Raw genomic sequence first — 15137 nt, 5'->3', positions numbered from 1 at the left:
CGACAGGGAGAGGGGGACAGCTTTTGCCCTCCTCCTCAGTCGACCAGTCGCCAGTCAATTGAATAATCATCTAAAAAAATATGAAAAAGTTTTATATGGCAGTGGTTGTGTACGCTTCCCCGGTCCTGTTCCTGATCTCATCTTGCCATTTTCCGACAGTGTCTCGCTGAGCACTGCCCCGCTGCGCCAGATCCCCATTGATTTTTCGATGAATAATGGACCTGGCACATACTGTGCATATGGCTGGCTGCTGAAATGGATCAGCCCGCACAAGCGGAATTCTATTCTTATGGAAGGAGTGAGTTATGAAAAAGATCGTTGCCATTACGGCGGTCCTTGGTGTTCTGATGGCCAGTGCCAGTTTTGCGGCGGAAGAGACCTCCGCGGTCTCCCCGTCCACCGGGACTACCACGTATGGAAGTCAGCTCATGACGCAGCAGGAGCGCGCGGAGCATCGCAACAAGATGCAGTCCGCCAAGACGGAGCAGGAGCGTCAGCAGATACGTGCAGAGAACCATGAGGCCATGCGCAAGCGTGCCCAGGAGCAGGGGATGACTATGCCGGAGAATGCGCCATCCACTGGCATGCACCAGGGCAGAGCCATGCAGGGTGGTTCCGGCATGATGGGTGGTGTTGGCGGCGGTATGATGGGGGGTGCAGGTATGGGGCGTGGTGGCTCCAATCGCTAAGTACCTATCCCTAGGGTGATTGAGCACCTAGGGGGCACTTGCTGTTTTCTCTTGGCCGGGATCGTTGATCCTGGCTTTTTTTGCACCGACATTCGGCCAGAGTACCGTGACTCACCGCGAGTAAATGGCGTATGCGCAGAATGGTTGAGTTTGTCGTGTACAAGCGACAGGCTACGGCGCATGCTGCTTGAATCCGCCACGGTCTGTGCCCCGGTCGAGACCTCAATCGATCAAAGAGATAGACTGGGCGATTCCATCTGACCACAGCAAAGTTGGCATGAGGCGTTGGCCTCATGCTGCTTCTTGTTCGCTGCTTCCCGACAGATTTTGTCTGCCGAGATCGCGAGAAAAATCGCAACACTTTGAATATAAGAAGTTAATTTATATGGCATGAGATATGCTTAGAAGATATCGCTGAAATGGATCAGCCCGCGCAAGCGGAATTCTATTCTTATGGAAGGAGTGTTTATGAAGAAGATTGTTGCTCTCACGGCTGCCCTGTCTTTCCTGACCGCCAGCGCCAGTTTCGCTGCGGAAGAAGCGCCTGCTGCTGCTCCCGCCGAAAAGCCGGCGGTTGCTGAGAAGGCTCCGGTGAAGAAGATGGAGCACCACGCGACGAAGCATCACTATGTCAAGAAGCATCACACGGTGAAGAAGGCTGAGCCGAAGAAGGCGGAAGCGCCGGCAGCTGCGGCCCCTGCCGCCGCGGAGTAATTCAGCGCGACAGCGGAAAGGGCCGGAAGCGAGAGCTTCCGGCCCTTTTTATGTTCGTTGAATACAGCCACATCCCTTTGGCGTGCGGCTGCGCTTACGTCATGCCTGTTTCCAGGCCTTGAGGAAGATGCTGGCAAAACGAACAGCGAACTTCAGCACGAACTGGGTGTCCTTGGCAAAGAAGATCTTCATCAGACCAAAGATGCCGCCACCCTTATTCGCTTCGTCCTTCATCTCGACCTGGGTCTGAGCGAGGGCCTTGACTGCTTTATCGACGCCGCTGGCAAAAACGGCATCCGAGGGGATGAGGGGCAACGCCTTGTCCAAGACGAGATTGACTTTATGTAGGAGCCCAGCCTTCTGCAATTTGCCCACCAGAGCGATGGCCTCTGGCAGCATGGCCATCAGGTTCGCCTCATGCAGCTCCTTGACCAGACCTTTGACGCGAGTGGTGATGTCGGGTGCGTCTCCTTTCAGCGCGGCGGCACCCAACTGTGCAATTTCCATCCAGGCAAGGGCGCCCTGGCTGATATCGGCGCCAATCGCCTTGATGGTACCATCGCGCCACATTTCACCGATAAAATCCGTTGCCGTGCAGACGGCAATACTGAGATCGCCGCGGGGCGAGAGGATGTCGCCGAGGTGAATGCCCTGCCGCTCAAGGTTACAAGCCAAATTACGCATCGTCTCGGCAATGGTTTCCGCATGGTCGAGGAGACCATTGACTTGGTCGGCCAAGTCACTGGCCCTGGCATCGCCGAGGGCGATACGCTTGGCGCGTTGGGCGATCTTTACCCACTTTTCTGCCTCTTCCGCCAAAGCATCGAGCTTCTCCGGCAGGTCGAGCTCGGTGATGATTCCCTGCACTGCCGCCAGACCATCCTTGCCAGCCTGCAGGTAGAAGCCAGCGCCACTGGCGTAACCCGCCAACTTTTCGACCTGGTCGAGGAGGTTTTCGACGCGACTGACGAGGTCGCCATTCTCCCCGGCGGCGAGCTTCTTGACCCGCATGGCGACATGCAACCAGCGCTTGCCGGCCACGCCAACGGTGCCAATGGTACTGCCCAGATCCGTGTTGTTCAGCAGCTCTGGGGCCGTGTCCTTGAGAGTGCCAAAGGCCACGCTCATCTGGCCGCCGAGAATCTCCGCCATGTCAAGAAGGCCCGAGAGGCGAGCTTGCAGGCTGGGGGCATCTCCTTGCAGCAGTTTCTGTGCGCGTTTGGCCATCTGCAGCCACTGGTCCGCCATTTCCTGCAGCTCGTCGAGACGATCCGGCAGATCCAGTTCACCAGCCATGTCGCCAATGACACCGATGCCCTGTTTGGCGCTGGTCCAGTAGTATTGCAGGTTCTCCATGGCGCCGCGCAGCTTGTTGACCATGTCCTCGGGGCTGTCGCCGATGAGAGGGCATTTCAGCTCGCCGCTCAAGGTCGCCAGGGAGGCGAAAAAGCCGGATTTCTGCAGGTTGTTGAGGATGGTGAGTAATTCGCCGATGGTCTTGTCGAGTTGCGCGTCCTTGACTTCGCTCAGGAGCTGCTTCAAGCGGTCGACACCGCCGTCGACGGTGAGCATCCCCTGCAGGGATTCTGCGGCCTCACGCAGGGCGTCGAGTTGCGGCTGGTATTTCGCAAGGAGTTTGTCGGTGTCGATGGCGTTCGGGAGTTCATTGAGGACGTCGCGGAACATCTGCAGGAGATTCTGCAACTGGAGGGCGGCGTCGCCGACCTTGCCGAGTCCTTCCCACTGTTTGGGGGTAAGAGCTACCACTGCTTCCGCTGCTGCATTTCCGTTGGCCATGACGTATTCATCTCCCGCTGAATGATGTTGATCCAAGCCCCAATTGGCCGAGCCGAGCTTATTTAACACAAAGAACTACGATTTTTCCAGTTATCAGACCGATAATCCGGAATTCGCAGACTTCTTGCCCCAGCTTTACGGGGACGTATGATGGAAGAATCTGATGCTGTTGGGTAATGAATATGCTTTATGGAACTAGGAGAGAAACCTATCGTCAGCTGTTCATTGACTACTGGCAGCGCTTTCGTGCCGGTCAGCCCCTGGACGCCATGGCGCAGCGCGTGGTGGAGGTCATTCGCGCGCACCCCGAGTACCACAAACTGCTGGAAAATCCGGAACTGGCCCTGGAAGCAGATTTTCCGCCTGAGCTTGGACAGAGTAATCCTTTTGCGCATATGTCCTTGCACGTGGCAATGTTGGAGCTCTTGGCGACCGGTCAACCGCCGGGTATCGTGGACGCTTATGCGCGTCTTCGGGCGCGCCATGGAGAGGCAGTCGCCGAGCATCAGGTAGTGGACTGCCTGGGAGAGTTGCTCTGGCAGGCGCAGCGCGCCGGCCGGGAGCCAGACCTGGGCGCCTTGTTGCCTTGCATGCAGGCAGCTGAGGAGCGCGGCAAATCGTGAGGAGAAGGTAGATGGCGGAAGCGAAGACGGGAGCGGAATCGATCCATTGGCAGCTGGAGGATCTCTATTCTGGACGAGAGGACCCACAGCTCCAGCAAGATATGGATTGGGCCGCCGCCGCGGCGAGTGCATTCGCGCGTCGCTATCGAGTCGATTTTGCGAGCTTGGCCGCCGCTGAATTGGCGCAGGCCATGCAGGACCTGGAGGCGCTGCGCAGTCGTCTGGCGCGGGTTGGCGCGTATCGCTACCTCAGCTATGTCACCCATGCCGACGATCCACTGTACGGTGCTGCCCTCCAACAGTATCAGGAGCAGGCGACGCAGATCGGTAACCAGTTGGTCTTTTTTGATATCGCCTGGAATGGACTGGCCGCGGAGCGGGCAGAAGCGCTGCTGCGGGCCCCGGAGCTGGCGCATTGGACGCATCTCCTGCGCAACTGGCGCAACTATGCCGCCCATCTGCGCAATGAGGCAGAAGAGCAGATACTGGCGGAAAAGGCGGTAACCGGCCGCAGCCTGTGGGAGCGGCTCTTTGACGAAACCCTCACCGAAATGCGCTTTTCCCTGCGTGGTAAGGAGCTGAGCGAGCAGGAAGTGCTCAGCAAGCTCTCCCACGCGGATCGCAGTTTGCGCCAGGATGCGGCGGAGGCATTGAGTCATGGTCTGCGCGCACGTCTGCATACGCTGACCTTCTGCTTCAACGCCGTCCTTGCCGACAAGGCCCTCGACGACCGCCTACGGCGCTATCCGCACTGGCTGGCGGACCGTAATCTCGCCAATGAGATCGATGACACCATGGTCGAGGCCCTGGAACGCGCGGTCGTTGCCCGTTATCCCCTGGTAGGCCGCTACTACCGCTTGAAGGCGCGGTTGCTGGGTATCAGTCCCCTCTACGACTACGATCGCTATGCCCCCTTGCCTGGCTCTTCACGGCCCTATTCCTGGGCCGAATGCCAGTCCATCGTGCTCGGTGCTTTTCAGGACTTCTCTCCGGAGCTCGCCGCCATCGGCCAGCGTTTCTTCGACGAGGGATGGATCGACGCCGCCCTGGCTCCCGGCAAGCGCGGTGGTGCCTTCGCCCACCCCGTCACCCCCGATGTGCATCCTTATCTCCTGGTCAATTACACCGGGACGGTGCGCGATGTCATGACCGTGGCACACGAACTGGGGCATGGCATACACCAGTATCTGGCGCGCGAACAGGGATTTCTCAATGCCGACACGCCCCTGACCACTGCCGAGACGGCGTCGGTTTTCAGCGAAATGCTCACCTTTGAACGCCTGATGCGCAATGAGCCCGATGCGGGCAAACGACTGGCCCTGCTTTGTGGCAAGATCGAGGATACCTTTGCGACGGTGTTCCGGCAGATGGCCATGCACCGTTTCGAGGCGCTCATGCATGAGGCCCGGCGCAGCGAGGGAGAACTCAGCAAGGAGCGTCTGGCGGAATTCTGGATGCAGACGCAGGAAGAGCAGTTTGCCGGCTCCATTCAGTTTACCGAAGGATATCGCTGGTGGTGGAGTTACATTCCCCACTTTATCGGTTCGCCAGGCTATGTCTATGCCTACGCCTTCGGCGAACTGTTGACCCTGGCGCTGATCCAGCGCTATCGCTCTGAAGGTGATTCTTTTGTGCCCAGATATCGCGCCATGCTAGCTCTGGGCGGTAGCCGCACGCCAACAGAGGTGGTGGCCGCCGCGGGCGTGAGCCTGGATGATCCACGGATCTGGGATAGTGCTCTGGACTATCTGGAAGCTATGGTGAATGAGGCGGAGCACTTGGGGGAGAATCGCTGATGCGTTGGGAGCGCGACAGTCTGGGCGAGGTAGAAGTTGCGGACGATGCCCTGTGGGGGGCGCAGACCCAACGTTCCCTGCGTTTTTTTGCGATTGGTGAAGAGCGCATGCCACTGCCCATCGTCCATGCCCTGGCGCAGATCAAAGCGGCGGCGGCGCGGGTGAACGGCAAGCTCGGCGTGCTTGCGGTCGATCTTGTCGATCCCATTGCCCTGGCTGCCGACGAGGTCGCTGCTGGTCAGTGGGATGCCCAGTTTCCCCTGCGGATCTGGCAAACGGGCAGTGGCACCCAGAGCAACATGAACGTCAACGAGGTGATTGCCAATCTTGCCAATGAGCGCCTGGGTGGGGCCCGCGGCAGCAAGAGTCCGGTACATCCCAACGACCATGTGAATCTCGGGCAATCTTCCAATGATGTCTTCCCCAGCGCTTTGCATATCAGCGTTGCAGCGGCAATCCACGGGCAACTCCTTCCCGCCCTGCAAGACCTGCGCGATCTTTTACAGCAGCGCAGCCAGGACTTCGCCGATATCCTGAAAATCGGCCGTACCCATCTGATGGATGCGGTGCCGATGCGATTGGGGCAAGAGTTCTCGGGCTATGTCGATCAGCTTCGTCAGGGAGAGACGGGAATCCGCGCGGTGCTGCCCAGACTGTATGCCCTGGCTCTGGGCGGCACGGCGGTGGGCACTGGGCTCAACACCCATCCGGATTTTGCGCGGCAGGTGTGCATGCTGTTGGAAGAGCGGCTTTCCATGCCGCTGCATCCGGCGGAGAACGCCTTTGCGGCCCTGGCCGGCCAAGAAGCGCTGTGCCAGCTCAGTGGCCAGTTACGCAGCCTGGCGATGTCGCTGCTCAAGATCGCCAACGATATCCGCTGGATGGGGTCGGGGCCACGCGCCGGACTGGGAGAATTGGCGCTGCCCGAGAACGAACCGGGTTCCTCGATCATGCCGGGCAAGGTCAATCCCACCCAGGCAGAGGCGTTGAGCATGGTCTGTGCCCAGATCTTCGGCAACGATGCGACCGTCGCCTTCGCTGCGTCGCAAGGAAATTTTGAACTCAATGTCTATAAACCCGTCATAGGCTACAATGTGTTACAGAGCATTACGCTGTTGGCCGATGCCATGCGCTCCTTTGCCCTGCATTGCGTGCAGAATCTGCAGGCGCGCAGGGACAATTTGCAGGCCCATCTCGACAGCTCCTTGATGCTGGTCACGGCCCTCGTACCCAGTCTGGGCTACGAGCGTGCCGCCAAAATCGCCCAGCGTGCACACCAGGAGGGGAGCACGCTGCGCGCTGCGGCGCTGGCGAGCGGCTGGATCGATGCGGCACAATTGGATGAAATTTTGCGACCGGAGCGCATGTTGGCGCCGGATAGAAACTAGCGTGGGCGAGAAAAAGGATAGACGATGATTTTGATTCTTCGAGAGGATCTGCAGGAGAGCGCGCCAGAATATCAGGCGCTGCTCCGCTATCTGGATGGCCTGGACGGCATCGAATACCGGGTGCATCGGGTACAGGGTGCCGAACAGTTGTTGAGTGAGGTCTATCTGATTGGCAACACCAAGGCTTTGGATCTGGAACAGATGGAGTCCTTGCCGGGGGTGACCAAGGCCATTCGCGTGTCGCGCGAATATCGGGTGTTGGGGCGGCATCAGGACGATGCCCGAGCCTGCGGCTTCACCTACAATGGGGTGGAATTCAGCCAGGATAGCCTGAACGTATTTGCCGGCCTCTGTGCCGTCGATACTCGCGAGCACGTCGAGCAGATGCTCTGTGCCCTGCAGGAAAACGGCCAAGTCTGCACGCGAATGGGTGCCTACAAGCCGCGCACCAGTCCCTACGCCTTTCAGGGGCACGGTAAGGAGTGTTTGCCCTACGTTTTCGAGCTCGCGGGAAAATACGGGATCAAAGTGATTGCCATGGAGATCCTGCACGAGCAGCATATGGACGAGATTCGCGAGGCGCTGCGGCAAACCGGCAGCCCGACCGGTGTCATGCTGCAGATTGGCACCCGCAACACGCAGAATTTCGAGCTGCTGAAGGCGGTGGGCAGGCAGCAGGAATTTCCGGTTCTGCTCAAACGGGGCTTCGGAATTACTTTGGAGGAGTCCCTGAATGCAGCAGAATACTTGGCCTCGGAGGGGAATAGCCAGGTGGTCTTTGGCCTGCGCGGCATGAAAAGCAACCTGGGAGATCCGCATCGGAATTTCGTCGATTTTGCGCAAGTCCCAGTAGTCAAACGTCTCACGCGGATGCCTGTCTGTATCGATCCCTCGCACTCGGTAGGTAGTCGCGATGCCGGCCCCGATGGCATACCCGAGGTCTTCCATGTCACCGCGCAGGGGGTGATTGCCGGCGCCAATATGGTGCTGGTCGATTTTCACCCAGATCCGGCTACGGCTTTGGTCGACGGGCCGCAGGCGCTGTTGCTCAAGGAACTCCCGTGGTTTTTGGAGGACGTGCGCCTGGCGCGAGAGGCCTACGAAGAACGTCGTCTGCTGGCTGGAGCGCAGCGGGACAGCAACGGGTGAGGAGCAGGTGACGGGAGATTTTCTGTGCAGGCGGGCGCAATGGTAGCTTCGTTTGCTGCTCTATGGCGAGAGCAGATGATCCTGCGCCTGTTGGCTTGCCGGAACCGACGGCGGACTGGTTGCTCCACTCGGTGACTCCGCCTAAGAAATTTAGACTATTTACAAATTTGGATTTGGTATGCTATCGTTCGTCTGTGCTCGAAAGGCACGCGACGGTTTTCCCTGGATACAACTTGAGGAGAGTATATTATGTCCATTCGTATCAATGACGTAGCTCCGGATTTTACAGCCGACTCCACTGCCGGTGAGTTGAATCTTCACAAGTGGATCGGCGATAGCTATGCCATCCTGTTCTCCCACCCGCGTGACTTTACGCCGGTCTGCACCACCGAATTCGGTGCCGTCGCCCAACTGGCACCCGAATTTGCCAAACGCAACACCAAGGTGATGGGGGTGTCGGTGGACACCGTCGAGGAACACAAGAAGTGGAAGCGTGACATTGAGGCAATGGCCGGCGCTCCGGCGGATTTCCCGATCATTGATGATACGTCCCTACACGTCTCCAAGCTCTACGACATGCTTCCCGCCGAGGCATATCTGCCCGAGAATCGTGACGCCAAGAACACCGCCACGGTGCGCACGGTGTTCATCATCGGTCCGGACAAGAAGGTGCGCCTGACTATGTCCTATCCCATGTCGGTGGGCCGGAACTTTGCGGAGATCCTCCGTGCCCTCGACGCCATTCAGGCCACCGACGGCGTTCCGCTGGCTACTCCTGCCAACTGGGTGCCAGGCCAAGACGTCATCGTCGCCCTGTCGTTGAACGATGCGCAGGCCAAGGAAAAATTTGGCGAAATCGACATCAAGCTTCCCTATCTGCGTTTCGCCAAGGCACCGAAGAAGTAACGCGCGGCTAAGGCTTCCAAGCAGCTCCCCGGTCGTTCGGCTGGGGAGCTTTTTTGCGGGTGTTTTCGAAAGTCGCCGCCATTTGCGCAGCTAGCCGCGCGAGATAGAAGGGGCCACTGCCTCAAGCCAGCGGCAAGGATACCGCTAGCATCGCATCAGGCAGCATGCTACAGTAATCAGTCAATGGGTCGCCAATCTGATAGAAGGTAAGGCCGTGGCGGGAATGCTGGAAGCCCTCAATTGACCATGAGCCATCGTGATTTCCTCGACCTTCGTAGCATCCTTCCAGCGCGATCGGGACTTGAGCTGGGGATTTACCATCAGCTTCTCATCAACGATTTCCCGGCAGGTAGCTTCCGGGACCCCGGCGATCTCTGTGCTGAAAAAGGCAGCAGCAGTATCATTTTCTCTGCCGATGAAGGCGATAATGGCAGTCTTTTTCTTTTTGCAGGATGTCAATCGGAGAAACTCCTCTTCCTGGCGCGGGAAAATGTTCTCCAGAAAATATTTGATCATAGCCTGATATGCATCGATAGCAAAGGGTTCCTTTCTAGCTTTTTTACGGAATTTTCGGGAATTCAGCAGGAATCCAGAGGATTTCTCTTCGAGCAGCCAAAGCTCGTCAATTGGCGAAAAAAACGCTTTCTTAATCGCCTTCGGGTCGATAGCGATGTTGTCGTATTACGTCGCTCGGGAAAGCCTCTACGCGGGCGACTCCACGATCTGAGTGCCGGTGGCGCTGGGTTTCTGCTCGGCGATAACGACCTGACAGTCGGCGAAATGGTGCTCTTGGAACTACGGATTTCCATGTATCCACTGTTTGTCAGTACTGCGTTGGTGCTGCGAAAGGAAATTCAGCTTAATCAGCATTTTGATTTCTTCGTTGCTACTCGTTTTCTGCTGACGCGTCCCCAACGTCAGCAATTACAGAATATGCTGCAGACGCTGTCTGGGGATCCGGAATTTTTTTCCGGTACTGGCACGTCAACTCCTGAACCGGACAGCAGCCCACCTTCGACCGGAGAGGAATCAAGTATGTCGGATCCCGAGGAGAAATCGGATGTTGTGGAGGACACTGCCGCTGCACCGGCATCCAAAGCGCAACCGCTTACCGCTATCCTGAGCCTGGCCCTGCCCTATCAACCTAACTTTCCGACGACCACACCGGTCAAAGAAGAGTCTGCAGAGGAGCATGTTCCAAGCGCAGGGGTGGAAGGCAACCTTCCGGATCCGTGTGACGCAGAGCCGTCGGTGGAAAAGGAACCCGAAGCGGTGGAAACGGATTGCGACAACGACATGGAATCGTCGGATGTGAGTACCGAAGCCGTTCCTGCTTTTGATCCCGTTCCCACCCAGGAGACCCAATCTCGCGAGGATGAGCCCTCAGAACCGGATCTGGCTCCTCTTGCCTCTACACCCTTTGCACTGACCCTAGAAACGCCTAGCTGGCGTGCCCCGATCGATACGATCTCATCCCCGGAGACCCCAATGACTGAAGAAACTTTGCCTGCCAAATCTGAATCCGAGCCTCGGAGTCCGAAAATTGCTGCACTGCGCACCGATCAGCAGCGCTGGAGTACCCGTCTGGACCTGGCGGAATTGCGTTGTAGTCAAGCGGAGGTTCTCGCCGAAATGGATCGTCATGCCCAGGCTCTCGAGCAATTCCAGGAAGCCCTGCAGATGTTGGATCAACTCCCGTCCAGCGACGGCAATTTGCCGCGTCTTCTGGACCTTCGCGCGCGCTGCCAGTTGGGTAGAGCCACCTCCCTCCACGCCATGGGCGATGCTTCCGCGCCCAGTGCGGCTGCGCAGGCCATTGCTCTGCTGGATCCCATATGGCGTGATGGCAAATCACGGCGCCCCCAGTTGGGCCGAGAGCTTGCCCAAGCCTACATGATTCGTGGGACTGCCCAAAATGGCTGGAGCGCAGCAGAGGCGGTGGCTGACTACCAGCGCGCCCAAGAAATTCTGGACGATCTGCGTGAACGTCTGGGCCAGCAGTCGGAAACCCCGGATGTCTTGCATCTACGCGCGCGGCTCGCTCTCTGTTTGGGTAGAGTCTATGGATTGGAAGGCCAATATGACGATTCCCTGCACGCCCTCGACCGCGCGCAAGAGCTCAGTCGTGCGGCAGTCCAAAATCTGCCCGAGGCAGTACGCTGGTCACCCGAGACCACCGATGCGAGTGCCGTATTGCAGAAGGCCCACGTATTTTTCCAGCTGGGTCGTGAGGCGGAAGCCGAAACCCTCACCGAGCAGGGGCTTGCCATCTGGTCGACGATTCAGCAAAGGTTGGGTGAGCAATTCACGGCCAGCCATTGGAGCCAACTTGCCAGTGGTCATCTGCAGGCGGCTGAACAACTGGCTGATTTGGGTCGTTTGACGCAGGCACGCCAAGCCCTCGATCGTGCGCAGGAGATATTCAAGCGCTTGAGTGACGAGCTGGGAAGCTCCCTGCAGCCGGCCATGCAACAGCGGATAGCCGCGCTCCATCTGCAGGATGGGGAGACAGCGCTGAACCTGGGCGACGCGCCGGAGGCCATGAATCGCGCGCAGTTGGCCATCTCGATGCTGCGCTCTCTGGAAGATCGACTGGGCCAGGCGTTTCCTCTCGAAATGCGCAATCTTCTCGGCTCCGCGCTCCTTTTCCTGGGGAAAACGCACAGCGCGGTCGGCGATCATCGCGCCGCTCTGGAAGCCATGAATCAGGCGCAAGAGGTTCTCGCAGCCTAAGCGATCTGCCAATCCTGCAAGTCGGGTAGCACTTTTTGCTACCCGACGGATCTCCGGGCCTCTCCAAGGTACCGCAGGGACGGTAAGCCAGCTAGGCGCGGATATGGCGAATCACCTGGAAGTGACCGGATACATAGTCGAGCTTTTCCGTGACCTCTTCGCCGATGACTTCCAACGGTGCACCGCACTGGGCGCAGGTGCAGCTTTCTGGATGGTGGTGCACCTCGACTCGAGGCAAGGTGTCAGCAAGTTTCATGCGCCCGGGGTGACGCCGGGGTGAGGCCTTCGCTTCTGGTTGGAGGGCGGCACTCTCGGCGAGTACCGCGTCCAGTTCCGTTTCCACGGCAGTGATTTCGGTCTCCAGGGCCTCTTCCCAGAGGCTGATCCGGTTGGGGGAGAGCTTTTCCGAACGCCGCCCGAAGCGCCAACGCTGCAGCTTGGCAATGGCCATCTCCAGACGGGCAATGACCTCGTCACGCGCAGAGAGATGCTGCTCTTTTTTGGCAAGGACTTGGCGGTGTTCCGCCTGAGTCCTTGGTGCCACATGGATCGGGACGAAGTCTTCTCCGGGAACAGCTGCCATCGCTTGCCGAGACACCCCAAAACGCTTGCGCCAATAGTGCAAGGTCGCCACCGCCAGCTCTTTTCGAGCACAGTACGCCTTGGCCGATAGACCACTGACACGGTGCAGATCTACCTGTTACCGCCAATAGGCAGTCCTCTCTTGCTTCGTCATCGCCACCCCCAGAGAAAAAACTCCGGATAGCGTCAGGGAAAACTCAGCGACTGCAAAGGTGGGTTGGCTGGACGGTTACCCGTGAGTGAAATCTGCAGGGACTCTTTGGCTAGCCAGTGACAAGCCAAACATGACGAGGTGATCACATGCGCCGAGGCATCAGCACAGCCAAGAGCTAGGAACAGGTATAAAGTCGCAGTAAGCCTGTTGTGGTTGACGACGAGAGCGGTGTGATTTGATCTCCATATTTTCTCTCAAAGAAAATGCCCCCACGGCTTGCCATGGCGTGGGGGCGGACAGAACGAACTACCTGGGTGGTCCTCCCGGCGGTGGTCCTCCCGGCGGTGGTCCCCCCGGCGGTGGTCCTCCCGGCGGTGGTCCTCCCGGCGGTGGTCCCCCGGTGGTGGTCCCCCCGGTGGTGGTCCCCCCGGTGGTGGTCCCCCGGTGGTGGTCCCCCCGGTGGTGGTCCCCCCGGTGGTGGCCCTCCCGGTGGTGGCCCTCCCGGTGGTGGCCCTCCCGGTGGTGGTTGCGGCGCACCTGGAGGAGCCGGTGGCGGTGGGGGCACTCCCAAGCCGGCAAAATAGGCCCCTGGAGGCGGTGGTGGTGGTGCCCCTGGCGGCGGCGGTGGCGGTGGCGGCGCGCCCGGAGGCGGGGGTGGTGGCGGTGCTGGATAGTACTGGTAGTAGTACTGCGGGTAGTAATACCACATCAGATACTGCGCATAGAGCGGCTGCTGATAATACTCCACATACCCAGGCGGTGGCGTCCAAAAACTATACTGAGGGTAGTTGGAAAACCCCACAGCATAGCCGGGTCCACCCAGATCCAGGCTGAAGTTCAACGGATCCGCCTGCGCGGATGCCGCAAAACCCATCGCGGAAGCCGCTAGCGCTATAAAAACTGCTTTCTTCAAATGTCGAGGCATCATACACCTCCTCTGTTTTTTGGTCAGAATTCCGCCCCGATCCCGACATCTCCCCGTAGAAGATTGGGCGCGCCGGACTCGGTAAAGTCATCGTCGTGAAGACCAACATAAAAATCCAGGTTGGCTAATAGGGGATAGTATACATTCACCCCCATCTGCAGGAGATTGGAGGCGCGGTTGTACCGCAGTGGCGGGAATCCACTGACGTGGCTGGTTTCTGAGACACCTCCCAGATACCCCAGGTACCCCGTCACGTTAGCAAGGGGTAATGAAGCCGCCGCATATAACCCGCCACCGAGGTTATCGAGCCCCTGGGAGGCGTGATAGCCAGCGTAGTCATCTGTTTCGCTGAAATGATTGTATTCATAGCCAAGGTATGGACCCACAGCCAAAACGGGGCTTGTTGGAAACAAATAGCCTACTTTCAACCCAAAGGTATTGCTGTCGCCGCCGGTGTAGCCGTCAAAGGCCGGGCCAAACTGATGACGAAACTTGGCTGTTCCGAAGAATCCCTGGGAAAAGAGACTCCCCCGCACGCCCAAACCGCCCGTAGTATTCCCATAGTGATTCGACGTTCCCTGCACATTTCCGGATATGTCGGCTTGATTCATGGCGGAGTAGATCGAGGCACTGGCGCTTGCTGCAGCAAATAGCAAAGCAGCGCCGATACTGATGGGAATCAGCCCATTCTTTATCATGGCACTTCTCCTGTTTTGCGACTCTCAATCGGTTGCAGCAAACCCCGTGCCAGCATGCGATGTCTCTACGTATCAGGTAATTAGCGGTCTCGTTCGGTCTTCGCAGTGGCGATGCTGTCGCCTACAGAGGACAAAAATTACAGACCCGTAGCATCTATTGGCCCCGCCAGACTGGCGAGTGTCAGCAACATCCTGCATTTCTGCGCGGCAAGAGTCCTTGGTATCGATTTTGCCTAAACAGCTTTGCTCATGTAGCGGAGGAGACACATTGATGGGTGCCGGTACGTATTCCAAAACAAGTCGTTCCATTCTGGTCTCGATCGCCCTTGCTTTCGTCGGTTGCATCGCATGTGCTTCAGCAGCAAATGCCGAGGCATTCGTTGGGACTTGGTATGGCACAGCCGCGACCAACTGGACAATGCCTGCCGGTAAAGGTCAGTATGCTTATGATTATGCCCCACAGGACCCGTGGCGCGCCTATCGCAAGGAAGCCAAGTGGAAGCGCCATTGGGAGAAACGACAACGAAAGGAGGATCGCCGCTACTGGAAAGCAAGACGCAAATATGACCGACGCATGTACACAGCCGAACGTCAGTATGATCGTTCCGTGTATGGACAATGAGGAGAACAGCAATGAACGAGAATTCAGCAAGCCGTCTACCGCTGCGGATCGTGGGCTGGGCGATTGTTGCCAGCCTGAGTCTAGGGCTGATGGGATGCTATGCGGAAGTGTCTCCACCGCCTCCCGGCCCTGGTGGTGTCTATGGCCCCCCGCCGCCACCGCCACCAACAGGACCGGGAGCACCGCCCCCACCGCCGCCTGGTTCTCCACCGCCGCCACCCCCGGCTATTACAACTGAGCAGTTAGTTTCTTCGTGTGAACCTGTCGTGCCTCCCCTGTTGGGGAGGTGCGATTGTCTGTAGCTATTTGTCTACACTCTTTGCGCGCTGCACAGCTGTGTGCCTGCTTGGCATGTATGGCG

12 protein-coding genes and 1 pseudogene are annotated in these 15137 nt (G+C 58.4%); 10 read left to right on the top strand and 3 right to left on the bottom strand.

Going from position 1 to position 15137, the window contains the following annotated elements:
* Positions 1-305: 305 nt before the first annotated feature.
* The gene (locus ORD17_RS01530; protein ID WP_308389165.1) at positions 306-689 is read left to right on the top strand and encodes a hypothetical protein; all 384 of its coding nucleotides are present in this window, start codon (positions 306-308) and stop codon (positions 687-689) included.
* A gap of 468 nt (positions 690-1157) precedes the next feature.
* The gene (locus tag ORD17_RS01525; RefSeq protein ID WP_308389164.1) at positions 1158-1403 is read left to right on the top strand and encodes a hypothetical protein; all 246 of its coding nucleotides are present in this window, start codon (positions 1158-1160) and stop codon (positions 1401-1403) included.
* A gap of 99 nt (positions 1404-1502) precedes the next feature.
* On the opposite strand, the gene ORD17_RS01520 is transcribed toward ORD17_RS01525, so the two are convergent.
* The gene (locus ORD17_RS01520; protein ID WP_308389163.1) at positions 1503-3200 is read right to left on the bottom strand and encodes a hypothetical protein; all 1698 of its coding nucleotides are present in this window, start codon (positions 3198-3200) and stop codon (positions 1503-1505) included.
* Positions 3201-3376: 176 nt separating this feature from the next.
* Here ORD17_RS01520 and ORD17_RS01515 point away from each other — a divergent pair, with 176 nt between their 5' ends.
* From ORD17_RS01515 to ORD17_RS01490, 6 genes are all read left to right on the top strand, one after another.
* On the top strand, positions 3377-3823 hold the full coding sequence (locus ORD17_RS01515) for a DUF1841 family protein (protein WP_308389162.1): 447 nt from the start codon (positions 3377-3379) through the stop codon (positions 3821-3823).
* A gap of 11 nt (positions 3824-3834) precedes the next feature.
* A complete protein-coding gene (locus ORD17_RS01510) occupies positions 3835-5619 on the top strand; it encodes a M3 family oligoendopeptidase (RefSeq protein ID WP_308389161.1) in 1785 nt (594 codons plus the stop codon).
* The gene (gene fumC, locus ORD17_RS01505; protein ID WP_308389160.1) at positions 5619-7007 is read left to right on the top strand and encodes a class II fumarate hydratase; all 1389 of its coding nucleotides are present in this window, start codon (positions 5619-5621) and stop codon (positions 7005-7007) included. Before ORD17_RS01510 ends, fumC begins: the two co-directional genes overlap by 1 nt.
* A 24-nt stretch (positions 7008-7031) precedes the next feature.
* Entirely contained in the window at positions 7032-8156 is a 1125-nt protein-coding gene (locus ORD17_RS01500; protein WP_308389159.1) for a 3-deoxy-7-phosphoheptulonate synthase, read from the top strand.
* A 249-nt stretch (positions 8157-8405) separates the two neighbouring features.
* Positions 8406-9062 (top strand): peroxiredoxin, encoded by a 657-nt coding sequence (locus ORD17_RS01495; RefSeq protein WP_308389158.1) that lies wholly within the window; start codon positions 8406-8408, stop codon positions 9060-9062.
* Positions 9063-9308: 246 nt separating this feature from the next.
* Positions 9309-11795, top strand: a complete 2487-nt coding sequence (locus tag ORD17_RS01490) for a PilZ domain-containing protein (protein ID WP_308389157.1) — start codon at positions 9309-9311, stop codon at positions 11793-11795.
* 10 nt (positions 11796-11805) lie between these two features.
* Here the strand turns inward: ORD17_RS01490 and ORD17_RS01485 are convergent.
* A pseudogene (locus ORD17_RS01485) lies at positions 11806-12324 on the bottom strand (IS66 family transposase zinc-finger binding domain-containing protein); the annotation flags it as partial.
* A gap of 651 nt (positions 12325-12975) precedes the next feature.
* Here ORD17_RS01485 and ORD17_RS01480 point away from each other — a divergent pair.
* Positions 12976-13365, top strand: a complete 390-nt coding sequence (locus ORD17_RS01480) for a hypothetical protein (RefSeq protein ID WP_308389156.1) — start codon at positions 12976-12978, stop codon at positions 13363-13365.
* Between the two features lie 114 nt (positions 13366-13479).
* Here the strand turns inward: ORD17_RS01480 and ORD17_RS01475 are convergent, their stop codons facing one another.
* Positions 13480-14154, bottom strand: coding sequence for a hypothetical protein (locus ORD17_RS01475; protein ID WP_308389155.1), 675 nt, complete (start codon positions 14152-14154; stop codon positions 13480-13482).
* A 271-nt stretch (positions 14155-14425) separates the two neighbouring features.
* Here ORD17_RS01475 and ORD17_RS01470 point away from each other — a divergent pair, with 271 nt between their 5' ends.
* Positions 14426-14776, top strand: a complete 351-nt coding sequence (locus tag ORD17_RS01470) for a hypothetical protein (protein ID WP_308389154.1) — start codon at positions 14426-14428, stop codon at positions 14774-14776.
* Positions 14777-15137: the final 361 nt, after the last annotated feature.

Origin of the sequence: Acidithiobacillus sp. AMEEHan (genome assembly GCF_030996345.1) — a bacterium.
Classification (GTDB): Bacteria; Pseudomonadota; Gammaproteobacteria; order Acidithiobacillales; family Acidithiobacillaceae; genus Igneacidithiobacillus.
This window is presented reverse-complemented; position numbering and strand designations above follow the sequence as displayed.

Coding starts and splice junctions, on each gene's coding strand:
- ORD17_RS01470 (WP_308389154.1), top strand. CDS start 14,426: ATGGGTGCCGGTACGTATTCCAAAACAAGTCGTTCCATTCTGGTCTCG.
- ORD17_RS01525 (WP_308389164.1), top strand. CDS start 1,158: ATGAAGAAGATTGTTGCTCTCACGGCTGCCCTGTCTTTCCTGACCGCC.
- ORD17_RS01520 (WP_308389163.1), bottom strand. CDS start 3,200: ATGGCCAACGGAAATGCAGCAGCGGAAGCAGTGGTAGCTCTTACCCCC.
- ORD17_RS01490 (WP_308389157.1), top strand. CDS start 9,309: ATGAGCCATCGTGATTTCCTCGACCTTCGTAGCATCCTTCCAGCGCGA.
- ORD17_RS01510 (WP_308389161.1), top strand. CDS start 3,835: ATGGCGGAAGCGAAGACGGGAGCGGAATCGATCCATTGGCAGCTGGAG.
- ORD17_RS01530 (WP_308389165.1), top strand. CDS start 306: ATGAAAAAGATCGTTGCCATTACGGCGGTCCTTGGTGTTCTGATGGCC.
- ORD17_RS01515 (WP_308389162.1), top strand. CDS start 3,377: ATGAATATGCTTTATGGAACTAGGAGAGAAACCTATCGTCAGCTGTTC.
- ORD17_RS01475 (WP_308389155.1), bottom strand. CDS start 14,154: ATGATAAAGAATGGGCTGATTCCCATCAGTATCGGCGCTGCTTTGCTA.
- ORD17_RS01500 (WP_308389159.1), top strand. CDS start 7,032: ATGATTTTGATTCTTCGAGAGGATCTGCAGGAGAGCGCGCCAGAATAT.
- fumC (WP_308389160.1), top strand. CDS start 5,619: ATGCGTTGGGAGCGCGACAGTCTGGGCGAGGTAGAAGTTGCGGACGAT.
- ORD17_RS01495 (WP_308389158.1), top strand. CDS start 8,406: ATGTCCATTCGTATCAATGACGTAGCTCCGGATTTTACAGCCGACTCC.